The organism is Enterovibrio norvegicus (assembly GCF_002876705.1).
Taxonomy (GTDB): Bacteria; Pseudomonadota; Gammaproteobacteria; order Enterobacterales; family Vibrionaceae; genus Enterovibrio; species Enterovibrio norvegicus_B.
The window spans coordinates 301936-315925 of the sequence record NZ_MDAG01000035.1 but is presented as its reverse complement, the minus strand read 5'-3'; the positions used below and the strand labels follow the sequence as shown (position 1 = coordinate 315925).

Sequence of the window (13990 nt, the reverse complement as noted above, 5' to 3'; positions counted from 1 at the left end):
ATGGTTATACACATTGATAGAAACTACAGTAGCGCTCCATAGCTAAATCCCAATACTATGGCAGTGTTGTGTCTATTCGAGCACAACCCCAGCAGAAGGGTTTGATTAACCGATTTCTACTTCGGCGCTATTTCCTTTCACATATCCTCAACGGAATCACCCTAAGACATGTTACTCATAAACCGCGCACCTCTACGTGCATAAAGCCATCGTATTGTATGTAACCTTGGAAACTTTGCAATAAGCAGACAAATGGTTTTACACAGCACACCACAAGCGTTAACAAATGCAAAACATTCACTCGGATTTTGGCACCGGAGTAGCATAGCTAATCGAGCATCAATGACAGTTTTGCCAGACAGTGCAAAAGAAATTGAACCCATAAGTATGAAAAACGTCTTTATTTATTATTTTGAATTTGCACTTTCAATAAAATAGTTATCTAATAAAGGAGAAATTAATTCAGCTGATATTGCAAAGATTTAATTATTCTTGCTACTCTTATTGCAGCTATTAATTATTACATAACGAGAGAATAGGATAGGCATAATGTCTGATGCACTAAAAGTATTGCTAAACCTGCGCAGCCTTCGTGCCGTGGCGCGTGAACTTACCCTTGAACAACTACAAGAAGCCCTAGAAAAACTTCAAGCTGTTGTTAGCGAGCGTGAAGAATCAGAAGCTGAAGCACACGAAGCTGAAAAAGAACGCCTTGAGAAAATGGAAAAATACCGCGAAATGCTGATTCAAGACGGTATCGATCCTGAAGAACTATTAGCATCACTAAGCGGTGCTAAGCCAAAATCAAAGCGTGCTGCTCGCCCAGCAAAATACAAGTACACCGATATTGATGGTTCAGAAAAAACATGGACTGGCCAAGGTCGTACTCCTAAAGCAATCAAAGACGCTCTAGACGGCGGCGCGAAAATCGAAGATTACCTTCTTTAATTGCTCATTGCTTTAATGCTTGGTATCGCTGAATCGTCAGAAAGATTCATCATTAACTGATACCCATAAAGCACAAAAAAGAGACGGTTACCCGTCTCTTTTTTTATGCCTGAAAAACAGCAAAGCCTTTTTCTAATGCTCTAAAGCATCAACACGTGTATGTGGTGACTTTTCCCTTTAACGACATAGCACTACTTAACAACTTGGTGCCCCGTAAACGGCAGAAATAGAAAAGCCGAGCGAGGTACAATTCTCGCTCGGCTTTTGCAGGAAATACCGTATTTCAATTAACCAAATTTAATACGATCTGCGAGATGGCTGACAGCGATTGCAAAGTAATGCGAACGGTTCCATCTCATCAAGCTTTGGTAATTTCCATACACAAGGTAGGCTCTACCATATTCATCGTCAGGCTGAATTAACCATGCATTAATATCAACATCTGGCAACGCACTCTTATTCATTGTTCGAACGCCCAATGACTGCCATTCCGCTAAAGATTTAGCTTTATCCTGACCTAGCCCTAACAATTGGGAATTAAGACCTTTTGGTAAAACAACTTGTCTGCCCCAAGTATAACCATCATCCCACCCTGCATTTTTCAAATAATTGGCAGATGACGCGAAAACATCAGGCTTCGAGTTCCAAATGTCTTTCTTTCCATCATTATTCCCATCAGCGGCAAATGATAAGAAAGAACTTGGCATGAATTGGCATTGTCCCATTGCACCAGCCCAAGAGCCTTTCATGGAATCCACACCAATATGGCCTTCTTGCAAAATACTTAGAGCAGAAAATACTTCGCCTCTAAAAAAGGCTTCACGTCGTCCGTCGTACGCCAATGTTGTGAGTGCTTCCACGACATCATATTTTCCGGTGAACGCGCCGAAATTACTTTCTACACCCCAAAGCGCCACAAGGAACCTTGGCTGCACACCATAAATATCGCCGATGCGTTTTAAATCATCGTAATGCTCATCATATAAGCGACGTGCTTTTTTTACTTTCCAATCAGGCACAGCACGTGGAATATACTCATCCAGCGTTAATCTTTTTTCCGGCTGATTGCGGTCTGCCTTTACTGCCCTTTCACGATAACGAATACCGTCAAACGCACTATCGAGAAGCGCAGCATCTATGCCTTTATTTAGACCTTCCTGCTTAAGCTCGGCAACATAGCTTTCAAAACTTGGCTTTTCAGCCATCGCTGGCGCTGATAGCGACAGCGCAGCACCGATGAAGATACCAACTAATCCTTTACGCATAGCGCTCCTTTACAATTTCGTGTTTTTATTTCGAATGTGTTGCAGCGCAGCGTCAGGTTGCGGCGGCATCTGCAAGAAAAAACCATCTGTTTTCAGGCTATCACGAACCTTAGAGATATCAGCAAACCCCAGCTTCTCTCTCTTCTCTAAGTTGACCATCATGACGAACTGAGGGTTCCCGAAAGTTGATAATAATTGTTCAGGAACACCAGAAAAATCGTCCTTTCGATTAATATATAGATAAGTTGACGCTTTTTTACTGCTCTTATAAATCGCGCAATGCATGTTGTACCTCTTCGTCATGCTTTTAAGATCACTGACTCGCTGACCTTATCACCTCTATCCCAATTTAGAGAAACGGCTTAGAAAAATGTCACGAAACAGACGATTAATTCGTCTCATTTCGTGTTGGCGCTTGCCGCAATGTTTTCATGAATATACCATGCAGAGCACTGTCTGATAATGCACGAATGCCGCTTTATTCTTGGAGTGTGTTAATGACAATGTTAGCGACAACACGATGAACTTTTCTTTGCGCCCGTTGCTCTAAAACAAAAGAGAAACGCAAGCAAAAGGTGTACTCGAATCCGCTTTAGAAAGTCACGACACACTTTGCTCTATTTCCCAAAAGAAGCCTGTGCCAGCTGGAATACCCTTAATGACTAAAAATGCTGAACTCAAAGGCAGTTCATTCACACTTTCTGTGCTTCATTTGCTCGATGACGATCTTGATGGCGCAATGAATGTTTTATTGGAAAAGGTGAACCAAGCGCCTGCCTTTTTCGATGGTGCGCCGGTGGTTGTCGATATTACCCGACTTCATCGCCAGCCCAATTTTGACGCGCTAAAGGCAACCATTGCCAACATGGGTATGTTGGTGGTCGGTATTACGGGCTGTAAGTTGAATTCAACCCGAGAAGCGGCGAAGTTGGCAGGGCTTGCCATCATGGCGCCTGCGAAACAAAGCCGTATCAACGACCCAATTCAAACCCCAACCAAAGTGGTTACCACGCCAATCCGTTCGGGTCAGCAAGTGTATGCGAAAAACGCCGATCTCGTGATTCTGAATCACGTAAGCGCAGGCGCTGAAATCATTGCTGATGGCAGTATCCACATCTATGGCGTACTTCGTGGGCGCGCGATTGCGGGTGCGAGTGGGCAAAAAGAAGCCCATATATTTTGCCAAAACCTGCAATCAGAGCTCGTCTCCATCGCAGGCACTTATTGGCTCAGTGAAGCCATTCCTGACGAATACGCATCTCGTCCAGTGAAGGTATCACTGCAAAATGATTCATTAAATATTGAACCCCTCACGCTCTAACTATCCAAAGGATTGAGGAATGACACGAATTATCGTTATTACGTCGGGCAAAGGCGGTGTTGGTAAGACAACATCGAGTGCTGCGATTGCGACTGGCCTTGCTCAGTCAGGAAAGAAAACTGCGGTTATCGATTTCGATATCGGCTTGCGTAACCTTGACCTGATCATGGGTTGTGAGCGTCGCGTTGTTTATGATTTCGTTAACGTGATCAATGGTGAAGCAAACCTGCACCAAGCGCTGATCAAAGACAAACGCATCGAGAACCTTTTCGTTCTTCCCGCGTCACAAACACGTGACAAGGATGCGCTAACGAAAGACGGTGTGGCACGTGTGCTTGAAGATTTAAAAGCCATGGATTTCGACTTCATCATCTGTGATTCACCCGCAGGCATCGAGGCAGGCGCTCTGATGGCCCTTTACTTCGCCGATGAAGCCATCGTCACCACGAACCCTGAAGTCTCTTCTGTACGTGACTCAGACCGCATTCTAGGCATTTTGGATTCTAAATCTCGTCGCGCAGAAAATGGTGAAGAGCCGGTTAAAACTCACCTTCTTTTGACCCGTTACAACCCTGCGCGTGTCACTCGAGGTGAAATGCTGAGTGTGGCGGATGTCGAAGAAATTCTTCGTATACCGCTGTTGAGTGTGATCCCTGAAAGCCCTTCCGTACTGCACGCTTCAAACAAAGGTGAACCTGTTATCCTTGATGAAGAGTCTGATGCAGGCCAAGCCTATGGCGATGCAATCCGCCGTCTGCTTGGTGAAGAATGCCCTTACCGCTTCCTTGAGGAAGAGAAGAAAGGGTTCCTAAAACGTTTGTTTGGAGGATAAGTTATGGCATTGCTGGAGTTTTTCCGTCCGAGCAAGAAATCGTCTGCGTCATTGGCGAAGGAACGTCTGCAAATCATCGTTGCAGAGCGCCGTCGCGCAGGGAGTCCTGAGCCTACGTACCTACCCCAGCTTAAACAGGATATCCTGAACGTTATCCGCAAGTACGTAGATATCTCGCCAGAACAAGTGTCTGTGGGTCTTGAGCAGCGCGATGGCGACATTTCAGTGCTAGAGCTGAATGTCACCCTGCCAGACGAAGACAAATAGGCTGACGCCCGATTCTGAGCGTTAATAAAAAACCGGCTTTGATAGCCGGTTTTTTTGTTCTTGCTGACCACACAATGAACCCTGAGCATTATTCACACCGATGGTGTACTCAAAGGTTCGTCGTCACAACTGCATTACTTGCGCAGCAACGGCAGTACTTTGTCTTCCAGGTAAGGCTTGCGCCACCCCGACAGCAAATCAGGCATTTTTTCTGGGTTACACTCGTTGATCCACGCCCATTTTAGCATTTGGTGGATCTGCTTTTTAGACCCAACAAACTCAGGCACCACACCCAGCTGCTCTGCCACCGCGTTGGTTTGATCTTTAATGTTCTTCACCGTCTGCTTGTAACCTGGCATATCAACCAAGCGCGCAATCGGTTCAGGGTAATGCGTTTCCGGGGTATTGTCCGCTTCCAACGCCATGGCAATCAAACGTTTACCGTGACGCTCAAGTTCAAAGCGATCAAAATCTTCATCCGCCATTTTTTCTAACGAACGAATATCAAAGCGTGCCACTTTCCAAAGGTTCAGCTCTTTCACCACGAAGTTCAACGCAAGATCGCGACGCTGCGCTTCTTTCAGACGCCAGCTTGCTAGCTTCTGCAGTACCGCCAGTTGCTTTGGACGAAGCTGCCATGCATTTTTGATATCTAAGTACGCTTTGTCTGGATCGGGGGTTTTACCGCGTTTACTCATCATCAAGGCACACTCTTGCTTCACCGCTTCACCCCAGCCAGTTTGCTCAACGCGCTCAGCCAAGATTTCGTAAAGAGGAAGTAAGTAGTGGACATCCGCAGCAGCGTATTCAAGTTGCTTGTCACTCAGTGGGCGGGCACACCAATCGGTACGCGCTTCACCTTTGTCGAGTGCGACGCCAAGGTATTCGTCCACCAGCGCAGCAAAGCCAGTAGAAAGGCCATGCCCCAAAAATGCCGCCATGATTTGGGTATCAATCATGGGTGTTGGCATCACACCCGCGTAGTGGTGAAACACCTCAAGGTCTTCACTGCATGCGTGCAATACCTTGATAACAGATTCGTCCGACAGCACCGCCCAAAGTGGCGAAAGATCATCAAGCTCAATCGGATCAATCAGCGACAGCGTTTCGCCATCAAACATTTGAATCAGACCCAATCGCGGGTACAAGGTGCGTGTGCGGACAAATTCGGTATCCAGCATCACGACAGGAACGTTTCGCGCTTGTTGGCAAACACGTTCAAGGTGGGATAGTTCAGTTACAATTTCAAAATTCACACTATCTTCCATTTTTTAGTTTTTGCCGCGACAAGCGACGCGCCCATCAATTTACGGGGCAATCAAAACAAACATGCCGGCCTAAGCCAGCATGTTTTTAATTGGCGATTCGCCTCTATTGTACGCGCTACTTATTCAGTTAGCACGAGACCTGAGACTCATTCCGCGCTTGCAGCTTTTGCTTCTTGCTCTTCACGCAGTGCGCGACGCAGGATTTTACCCACGTTGGTTTTCGGCAATTCTTCACGGAATTCGACAATCTTAGGCACTTTGTAACCCGTCAAGTGTTCGCGGCAGTGCGCCAGTAGCTCATCTTTGGTCAAGCTTGGGTCACGCTTCACAACACAAATCTTCACGATTTCGCCAGACATTTCGTGCGGTTGACCAATCGCGGCCACTTCCAACACTTTGCCGTGTAACGCAACAACGTCTTCGATTTCATTCGGGTAAACGTTAAAGCCTGACACCAAAATCATGTCTTTTTTACGGTCGACAATGTGCAGGAAGCCATTTTCATCGAACTTCACGACGTCACCCGTCGAGAGCCAACCGTCGTCAGTCAGGACTTCTTTCGTCGCTTCAGGACGCTGCCAGTAACCTTGCATGACTTGCGGGCCCTTCACTTGAAGTTCACCGATTTGATCGTTTGGCAGCACGTTACCTTCGTCATCAACAATACGAACATCAGTAGATGGCACAGGCAAACCGATGGAACCGTTGTACTCAACAAGGTCATACGGGTAAGCGGCAACAAGCGGTGAACACTCGGTAAGACCGTAACCTTCCAATAGGTGTTTACCCGTTAGTTTCACCCAACCTTCCGCGACGGCGCGTTGAACGGCCATACCACCGCCCACTGTGAGGCTAAGGTTTGAGAAATCTAACTCGTGGAAATCTTCGTTATTCAACAACGCATTAAACAAAGTGTTCACGCCAGTAATCGCCGTGAATGGGTGCTGTTTAAGCTCTTTGATGAACGCTGGAATATCACGTGGATTGGTGATCAACAGGTTTTGACCGCCAAGCTCGATGAACAACAGACAGTTAACCGTTAAGGCAAAGACGTGATACAGCGGCAATGCAGTAACAACTAACTCACGGCCTTCAACCAAGACGGGTGAATACGTGCCTTTAGCCTGATAAACGTTGGCTAGCATGTTGCGGTGTGAAAGCACGGCACCTTTTGCTACGCCTGTCGTGCCACCGGTGTATTGCAAGAAGGCGACATCATCACCTTTCATAAACGGTTTCACGTATTGCATGCGACGGCCTTTTTTCAACGCAAGGCGCATGGATGTCGCATGTGGCAAACTGTACTTAGGCACCATCTTCTTGATGTATTTCACCACGAAGTTAACGATGGTGCCTTTTGCGCGTGGAAGCTGGTCACCCAAGCTCGTCAAGATCACATGGCGTACGCCGGTGCTGTCGACCACTTTTTCAAGGGTATGCGCGAAGTTAGATACAATAACGATGGCTTTCGCGCCTGAATCGTTCAATTGGTGCTCAAGCTCGCGAGGCGTGTAAAGTGGGTTTACGTTTACCACGACACAACCCGCACGCAGAATACCAAACAGCGCAATAGGGTATTGCAGCAAGTTCGGCATCATCACTGCAACACGGTCGCCTTTCTTAAGCTTTAGGTCGTTTTGCAAGTAAGCGGCAAATGCACGGCTGCGTTCTTCCAGCTTACGGAAGGTCATCACCTGCCCCATGTTGATGAAGGCAGTCTGATCGGCATACTTTTGTACCGACTTCTCGAACATTTCTACCAATGACGGGTATTTGTCCGGTGAGATTTCCGCTGGTACATCTGATGGGTAGCGGTTAAGCCAAACCTTATCCACTTGAACTCTCCTATTTATTATTCGCGGGTATTATTCGCGGGTATCGCCCCCGCGTCAGACGCAAAAAAGTTAAACGAGCGTTTTAATACTCAATTAGACCATGAGTAACAATCAATTAACATCCTCATGCTCAATGAGGTGTAGCTTGGTCACAAAATCGTTAATCAACGTCGCGGTATCTGCCTGACTTTGTAAGTGACAGTGATGTGTTCCTGTCACCGTTTCTATGGTCAGATCGTTAAACCATTCCGCGCGTTGTTGGGCCATAGGGCCGCGTAATTCCGGGTATCCGTCATTGCCAATAATGGCAAGAACCGGACAACGAATGCCACGAATCAAATGCTCCGCATGGTGCGTTGACATTCGATACACAGAGTCCGTTTTTAATTTCGCATCGTGTCGCCATTGCCACACTTCGCCTCTCTGCTCTATGCCTCGTCGCACCAAAGGCAACAAGTCGTCCATCGGCACTTTATTGATGCCACGACGCAGTTTTAATGCGGCTTCGAACGAGGGTAAATCACGAGGTTGCTTGAGCGTTTCTCTGCTCAGCACACCACTTCTTAATCGATCGACCACTTTATCGTCACGCTCAGACATTGGCCCAAGCGCTTCAATCATAATGAGTCCCTTCGCCCTTTCAGGAAATGCGGCACACCAGCAAGACGCCACTAAGCCACCCAGCGAGTGCCCAACCAAATACAGAGAACGATCACCAAGCTGCAAAATAAGCTGATGAAGATCATCAACATAGTCAAAGAAAGGGTAGAAGCTATCGGGGCCTTTGTGATCAGACAAACCGTGTCCCGGCCAATCGGGTAACACGAGGTCAAATCGTTCGGTAAGCAGTGGCACGAGTGGTTCGAAGCTACCACTGTTATCTTGCCAGCCGTGCAACATAAGAAGCACTGGCTTATTGCTATCGGTAAGGCAAACTTGCGCAGCGAGATCGCCATGCCTTACTGCGAATTTTCTTTCTTGTAATGTCATCATGCGCAGAATAAAACCCAGGGTCTGTTGACCTTAGCTATTGAACAGCTTGAGCACCGCGCTAAGAATGAGCGCGCGCAGCCTAACACAGTAATGTGCAGGGAAGAATATATGGCTTAAGTGGTACGAGGAGTTAAATCGAACCGATTTAGACAAAGATATCAACACCGAATAAGGCCGCCAACTCTTCGCGTCTTGCTTGGTTTTTTATGTCCATGTAAGACGCGAGAGCATGCCGACTTTTGCCATCAGGCAAATCGTAGTGGATTTGCTGATGCGCTTCTTGTGCCATTTCAGGGTTTCGAATGCCAAGGGAGACAGCAGTAGCAACAATAGACGGCTTGGCCGTATTCTCACTGGGTGAGGCATTGTCGCTTTTCTTACGCCGTGTGGTTGACGGGCGTTGAATGGGCTGCGGTAATCCTTGAATCGAAACCATGGCTGACCTTATTGGTAATTAGTAGGCGTTATTCGCGACCTGGCAGCTTTTTCCACGCTACCGTGTCTCGCAAATACACTGGGCTGGCATGTTCTGCATCCACCACTTCACCGCGCAACAACGCGTGATGAGCAAGAATCAGCATGTCTTCTGACTCCGGATACAAGACACCACTCTCCGTTACGGATAAGTGTAGTTGGCTTGCCAAATCTGGGTAGGCTGGCCAACCTGTTCCGGCGATTGCCCATGCATTTTCTGCGCTGATCGCTGCATTTTCACTGAGCTGTGCTGCGAGCATTTCAGGTGGAAGCACCGCTTCCGCATGCACGGTTTCCCAATCACCATTTTCAAGACGTTGGTAACCACCGAAGTAGATTTCATTCATACGCGCATCAATCGCTGACAACACTTGCGTTGATTGATTACGACGGTAAGCCTGTTGTGCCATGGCAGCCATGGTAGAAATGCCCACCATTGGAATGTCTGCACCAAACGCCAATCCTTGCGCAATACCAATACCGATACGTACTCCAGTGAAACTGCCCGGCCCACGACCAAACGCCAACGCATCGAGTTCACGTAAGGTCACACCCGCTTCTGCTAACACGCTGTCTACCATAGGCAGAATTTTTACCGTGTGCTCGCGGGGTGCCATTTCACAGCGCACAATCGTGTCATTACCGATTTTTAGCGCAACAGAGCAGTTTTCAGTCGCCGTGTCGACGGCAAGAATTTTAGATGTCATTTACACCTCAGGCGTTGCTGGAACTTCAGCATCATCGTTGTTATGTGTGTCTATAGCAGCGAGAAACTCGCTCACTTTCTCTAAATCCCGCGTACGTGGGATTGGAGGTAAACTGCGAAGGAATGTTTCCCCGTAGCGTCTGCTCACCAAACGATTATCACAAATGATCAACGCACCGTGGTCTCGTCCGTCTCGAATAAGACGTCCTACCCCTTGCTTGAGTGTGATAACAGCATCTGGAATTTGGACTTGGGAAAACGGATCGCCCCCTTGCAGTCTGCAATCTTCGATTCGCGCTTTTAAAAGCGGATCGTCCGGTGCAGTAAAAGGCAATTTATCAATAATAACACAGCTCAGGGCTTGGCCTCTAACGTCAATCCCCTCCCAGAAAGCGCCTGTCGCCACCAGCAACGCATTTCCAAGTTCGAGGAATTCAGCCAACAGTTTCTGTTTCGACATTTCGCCCTGAACAAGCACAGGTAAATCAAAGCGCTCTCGAAAGCCTTCAGACAAATCACGCACCATTTGGTGAGATGTGCAAAGGAAGAAACAACGCCCGCCGTTTTGTTCAATCACTGGCGTAAGCATGTCCACAAGCTTATCTGCCAACCCATAGCTGTTGGGTTCTGGTAGGAAACGTGGCACACACAATATTGCTTGCGATTCATAGTCAAACGGACTCGGCAAGGTAAATTGCTCTGCGGGTTCTAATCCTAAGCGATGGCTGAAATGGCTGAAATCGTCGTTTACCGCCAGCGTCGCTGACGTGAAGATCCATGCGCCCTGTTGCATCTGAATTTGTTCACGGAATTTTTCCGCCACAGAAAGCGGCGTGATATTGAGGCTAAAGTGGTAACGACTGCACTCATACCAGTAGGAATACCCCGGAATCGTGGTATCACTAAGACGTTCAAGCCGTGCCTTCAACAAGGTGGCACGCTCAAACGCCGCATCCAGTAATTGGCTGCGCCCGAGCGACAGTTTGATCACGTCATACGCAAGCGTTAGTGCATCTGACAATCTCACCAATTCACGCGCAACCGCAGGTGATGCGCTGATTTCACGCCAGTTTCCGCGAAAGCCCGGCTCACCAAGCACGATACGTAAATCCGACGCGCATTGGGAAAGACGGTCTGCGACTTTATCGAGCTGTTTGGTATCACGCAATTCTGTGCGGTACGCAATGTGAATGTCTTTAGCGAGCTCTTGGATTTGACGACTAGACAGGCTTTGACCGAAGTACTGGCTGGCAATGTCTGGGATCTGATGAGCTTCATCAAAAATGAACACTTCGGCTTCGGGGATCAACTCGCCGAATCCGGTTTCTTTGATCGCCAAATCCGCCAAGAAAAGATGATGGTTAACCACAACAAGGTCAGCATCCATCGCTTTCTTACGGGCTCTAACGACAAAACATTCTTTGTAGCTTGGGCATTCTTTGCCAAGGCAATTGTCGTTCGTGGACGTGATGGTTGGAATGATTGGGCTGTCTTCCGCCAAATCATCACATTCGCCTAAATCACCGGTTTTGGTTTCTGATGACCAACCGCGCACTTTCACGAGCTGCGTGAGTAAGGTGGGATCGGCTTGCCCGTCATGACTCTCAATCAATTGACGCCCTAAACGCTCAGGACAAAGGTAATTCGAGCGCCCTTTCAAAAGCGCAACGCGACCTGTAAAGCCCAGCGTATTCATCATCAACGGTAAATCCCGATGAAAAAGCTGTTCTTGAAGATTTTTCGACCCTGTACTGACGATGGTTTTCTTACCACTAAGCAGTGCAGGCGCAAGATAGGCATAGGTTTTACCCGTTCCCGTTCCCGCTTCGACCACCAGCTGAGAGCTGTCTTTGATCGCACGCTCGACAGCCATCGCCATGTCAGTTTGCGGTTGACGTGGTTGAAAGCCTTTAATGGCTTTGGCGAGTGCACCTGTTGTGGAGAAAACCTTCGAAATCATTGGTCATATATACAGTGTTAGAAAGGACTGCATTATGCCAATAAACCCATCGGCCTGCCATGCATCAAATGGGAAAGGTGTGAGAGTGAGAGTATGACGGTGAAAAAACAGCGGCGATCATCCCATCTATCTCGAATTTTTGACCTATTGGAAAATTCAGCGTAAAACAAATGGAATACGTATCTGCTTTACAGCACCACTTTGACTTCGCGAGATTCACGCTTCTATGGAAAGAAAGACTCTGCTGACGGATTGTCCTGACGCGCAAGGCCTCATCGCCAAAATCACCAACATTTGTTACAAGCATCAACTCAACATTATCCATAACAACGAATACGTTGATCACAGCACTGGGCAGTTCTTCATGCGCACAGAGCTTGAAGGCATCTTTAATGATGAAACCTTCTTGATGGATATCGACCAAGCACTGCCTGCTGGCAGCCATCGCAGCCTTGTTGATGCTAAGCGCCGCAAGCGCGTGGTGATTCTCGTCACCAAAGAATCGCACTGCTTGGGCGACATTTTGATGAAAGCTTATGATGGATCGTTAGATGTTGATATCGCGGCGGTCATTGGTAACCATAATACGCTGGCGGCCTTGACCGAGAAGTTCGATATTCCGTTCCACTTTGTCAGCCATGAGAATGTTGAACGCGAAGCACACGAGAATCAGGTTATCGAGATTATCGATTCCTACTCACCGGATTACATCGTGCTGGCCAAGTTTATGCGCGTACTTACACCAAACTTTGTTGCGCGCTTCCCGCGTAAAATTATCAACATTCACCACAGTTTCTTGCCTGCATTCATCGGTGCGCGCCCGTATCATCAGGCGTACCAACGTGGTGTGAAAATCACGGGGGCAACGGCGCACTTCGTGACCAATGATTTAGATGAAGGTCCAATCATCGATCAAAACATCAAGCATGTTGACCATACATTCAGTGCAGAAGACATGGTGAAAGCTGGACGTGATGTCGAGAAGACAGTATTGAGCACCGCACTCAGTTTGGTGCTTGAGGACAAGGTCTTCGTTTACGGTAACAAGACCGTCATTTTATAAACGGTTCGCCAGTTTATGCATGCTAATATACCCAAACAACCTGAAGATGCTCGATGTCAGAGGCCATGCTCGGTGTTATCCCTTTTTGATGAAGATCACTACATCGGCAAAGGGACGCCTAGATCATAACGTCAGTAAACCTCGCTGAATCCTGCATCTTCAGGTTGTTTGGGTATAGAGAGGCACATCGCCTCTCTACTTTATTCAACAATGCATTACTGTTCGCTCTCAATCACTTGTTCTAACGTTACCGAATGAAGCTTGATACACACGCCTTTGGCCTTAAATGCCACCGTAGGGTTTGCTAGGCGTTCCCCTTCGCCAGATGGTGAGCTCAGTTTTACCTTTACCCCTTTTTCTCCCAATGCATTCCACTGCGCTTTCAGGCTTGGAAACAGAGAAAACACATCGTCAAGTAGCGCTTCAGGCGTCGTAGCCTGAGAAGGAATCACCCACTCAGCATGCTCCCAGCCTTCTTCTGGGTAAGCTTTATCTCCGGGATAAGGCAATTCCACACAGTGCGTTTTCCAATCACCAAACGTGAGCGCTTCACGTGTTTTTACCACCACGATTGGGCGACCGTTGATCATATTGTTTGATATTTCATCGCCGTACGCTAACCACGCCAGGTGCAATTGCTTGGCTTGCTCAGTGTTATTCACACGTAGCGCAATATGGTCGGCTTCATACGGTGATAAATCGATCTCAAGCGTTTCAATCAGTTCTTGTAAACGCTGGCTAAACAGCAACAGTGAGGAGAAAAGGTGCTCAACAGTAAGTGATGACATGAATATCTCTTTAATCGTCATAGAAAACACGCTAAGTATCCCACTCCAAGAAGCGGAATAACAATAGCCTCTCGAACGCGTGAATTTTCCCCAGATTAACGCTGTAAAGAAATGAACAAAGCACGGCGATAATGAAATCAGGGTATTTCGCCGCATTTGGGTTTCAAACCGTCGCTGTTTGTGGGTATTATTACGCCTATCTATCTGCACCCGTATTCTGTGCCGAACGCTTGGTATTAAAGCCGTCAACCATGCCCTGCAATGAACATT

General features: G+C 47.5%; 14 protein-coding genes and 1 riboswitch. Of the genes, 5 read left to right on the top strand and 9 right to left on the bottom strand.

Annotation, left to right across the window (positions count from 1 at the left end; all coding sequences use genetic code 11):
* Window positions 1-21: 21 nt before the first annotated feature.
* Window positions 22-203, bottom strand: a riboswitch (Lysine riboswitch).
* Window positions 204-549: 346 nt separating this feature from the next.
* Window positions 550-948, top strand: a complete 399-nt coding sequence (locus BCT27_RS18185) for an H-NS family histone-like protein (RefSeq protein WP_017008859.1) — start codon at window positions 550-552, stop codon at window positions 946-948.
* A gap of 287 nt (window positions 949-1235) precedes the next feature.
* Here the strand turns inward: BCT27_RS18185 and BCT27_RS18180 are convergent, their stop codons facing one another.
* Together BCT27_RS18180 and BCT27_RS18175 are read right to left on the bottom strand one after the other, a co-directional pair.
* Window positions 1236-2213, bottom strand: coding sequence for a lytic murein transglycosylase (locus BCT27_RS18180; protein WP_102316631.1), 978 nt, complete (start codon window positions 2211-2213; stop codon window positions 1236-1238).
* Between the two features lie 9 nt (window positions 2214-2222).
* Window positions 2223-2498 (bottom strand): YcgL domain-containing protein, encoded by a 276-nt coding sequence (locus BCT27_RS18175; protein WP_017017796.1) that lies wholly within the window; start codon window positions 2496-2498, stop codon window positions 2223-2225.
* 373 nt (window positions 2499-2871) lie between these two features.
* Between BCT27_RS18175 and minC the strand changes: the two genes are divergently transcribed.
* Genes minC through minE form a run of 3 tightly spaced genes read left to right on the top strand, consistent with a single transcriptional unit; the run spans window position 2872 to window position 4633 of the window.
* Window positions 2872-3534: a septum site-determining protein MinC gene (gene minC / locus BCT27_RS18170; RefSeq protein WP_102316630.1), complete on the top strand. Its 663-nt coding sequence runs from the start codon at window positions 2872-2874 to the stop codon at window positions 3532-3534.
* Window positions 3535-3553: 19 nt separating this feature from the next.
* Window positions 3554-4366: a septum site-determining protein MinD gene (gene minD / locus BCT27_RS18165; protein ID WP_017008855.1), complete on the top strand. Its 813-nt coding sequence runs from the start codon at window positions 3554-3556 to the stop codon at window positions 4364-4366.
* 3 nt (window positions 4367-4369) lie between these two features.
* Window positions 4370-4633: a cell division topological specificity factor MinE gene (gene minE, locus BCT27_RS18160; RefSeq protein WP_017008854.1), complete on the top strand. Its 264-nt coding sequence runs from the start codon at window positions 4370-4372 to the stop codon at window positions 4631-4633.
* A gap of 134 nt (window positions 4634-4767) precedes the next feature.
* Here the strand turns inward: minE and rnd are convergent, their stop codons facing one another.
* The 6 genes from rnd to BCT27_RS18130 form a co-directional block, all read right to left on the bottom strand.
* On the bottom strand, window positions 4768-5889 hold the full coding sequence (rnd, locus tag BCT27_RS18155) for a ribonuclease D (protein ID WP_102310347.1): 1122 nt from the start codon (window positions 5887-5889) through the stop codon (window positions 4768-4770).
* 158 nt (window positions 5890-6047) lie between these two features.
* Window positions 6048-7736, bottom strand: a complete 1689-nt coding sequence (fadD, locus tag BCT27_RS18150; RefSeq protein ID WP_102391900.1) for a long-chain-fatty-acid--CoA ligase FadD — start codon at window positions 7734-7736, stop codon at window positions 6048-6050.
* Between the two features lie 111 nt (window positions 7737-7847).
* Window positions 7848-8729 carry an alpha/beta fold hydrolase gene (locus tag BCT27_RS18145; RefSeq protein WP_102396395.1) on the bottom strand — a complete coding sequence of 294 codons (882 nt, stop codon included), beginning with the start codon at window positions 8727-8729 and terminating at the stop codon, window positions 7848-7850.
* A gap of 145 nt (window positions 8730-8874) precedes the next feature.
* On the bottom strand, window positions 8875-9165 hold the full coding sequence (locus BCT27_RS18140) for a chromosome segregation ATPase (RefSeq protein WP_102316628.1): 291 nt from the start codon (window positions 9163-9165) through the stop codon (window positions 8875-8877).
* Between the two features lie 28 nt (window positions 9166-9193).
* Window positions 9194-9910 carry a tRNA (adenosine(37)-N6)-threonylcarbamoyltransferase complex dimerization subunit type 1 TsaB gene (gene tsaB, locus BCT27_RS18135; protein ID WP_102316627.1) on the bottom strand — a complete coding sequence of 239 codons (717 nt, stop codon included), beginning with the start codon at window positions 9908-9910 and terminating at the stop codon, window positions 9194-9196.
* Window positions 9911-11869, bottom strand: coding sequence for a DNA repair helicase YoaA (locus BCT27_RS18130; RefSeq protein ID WP_017008848.1), 1959 nt, complete (start codon window positions 11867-11869; stop codon window positions 9911-9913).
* Window positions 11870-12095: 226 nt separating this feature from the next.
* Between BCT27_RS18130 and purU the strand changes: the two genes are divergently transcribed.
* On the top strand, window positions 12096-12932 hold the full coding sequence (gene purU / locus BCT27_RS18125; RefSeq protein WP_102316626.1) for a formyltetrahydrofolate deformylase: 837 nt from the start codon (window positions 12096-12098) through the stop codon (window positions 12930-12932).
* Between the two features lie 215 nt (window positions 12933-13147).
* Here the strand turns inward: purU and BCT27_RS18120 are convergent, their stop codons facing one another.
* Window positions 13148-13720, bottom strand: a complete 573-nt coding sequence (locus tag BCT27_RS18120; RefSeq protein WP_102396394.1) for a VOC family protein — start codon at window positions 13718-13720, stop codon at window positions 13148-13150.
* Window positions 13721-13990 lie beyond the last annotated feature (270 nt).

What these genes read in the sequence shown, in the direction of transcription:
- BCT27_RS18185 (WP_017008859.1), top strand. Translation starts at nt 550, where the DNA reads ATGTCTGATGCACTAAAAGTATTGCTAAACCTGCGCAGCCTTCGTGCC.
- BCT27_RS18180 (WP_102316631.1), bottom strand. Translation starts at nt 2,213, where the DNA reads ATGCGTAAAGGATTAGTTGGTATCTTCATCGGTGCTGCGCTGTCGCTA.
- BCT27_RS18175 (WP_017017796.1), bottom strand. Translation starts at nt 2,498, where the DNA reads ATGCATTGCGCGATTTATAAGAGCAGTAAAAAAGCGTCAACTTATCTA.
- minC (WP_102316630.1), top strand. Translation starts at nt 2,872, where the DNA reads ATGACTAAAAATGCTGAACTCAAAGGCAGTTCATTCACACTTTCTGTG.
- minD (WP_017008855.1), top strand. Translation starts at nt 3,554, where the DNA reads ATGACACGAATTATCGTTATTACGTCGGGCAAAGGCGGTGTTGGTAAG.
- minE (WP_017008854.1), top strand. Translation starts at nt 4,370, where the DNA reads ATGGCATTGCTGGAGTTTTTCCGTCCGAGCAAGAAATCGTCTGCGTCA.
- BCT27_RS18145 (WP_102396395.1), bottom strand. Translation starts at nt 8,729, where the DNA reads ATGATGACATTACAAGAAAGAAAATTCGCAGTAAGGCATGGCGATCTC.
- BCT27_RS18140 (WP_102316628.1), bottom strand. Translation starts at nt 9,165, where the DNA reads ATGGTTTCGATTCAAGGATTACCGCAGCCCATTCAACGCCCGTCAACC.
- tsaB (WP_102316627.1), bottom strand. Translation starts at nt 9,910, where the DNA reads ATGACATCTAAAATTCTTGCCGTCGACACGGCGACTGAAAACTGCTCT.
- BCT27_RS18130 (WP_017008848.1), bottom strand. Translation starts at nt 11,869, where the DNA reads ATGATTTCGAAGGTTTTCTCCACAACAGGTGCACTCGCCAAAGCCATT.
- purU (WP_102316626.1), top strand. Translation starts at nt 12,096, where the DNA reads ATGGAAAGAAAGACTCTGCTGACGGATTGTCCTGACGCGCAAGGCCTC.
- BCT27_RS18120 (WP_102396394.1), bottom strand. Translation starts at nt 13,720, where the DNA reads ATGTCATCACTTACTGTTGAGCACCTTTTCTCCTCACTGTTGCTGTTT.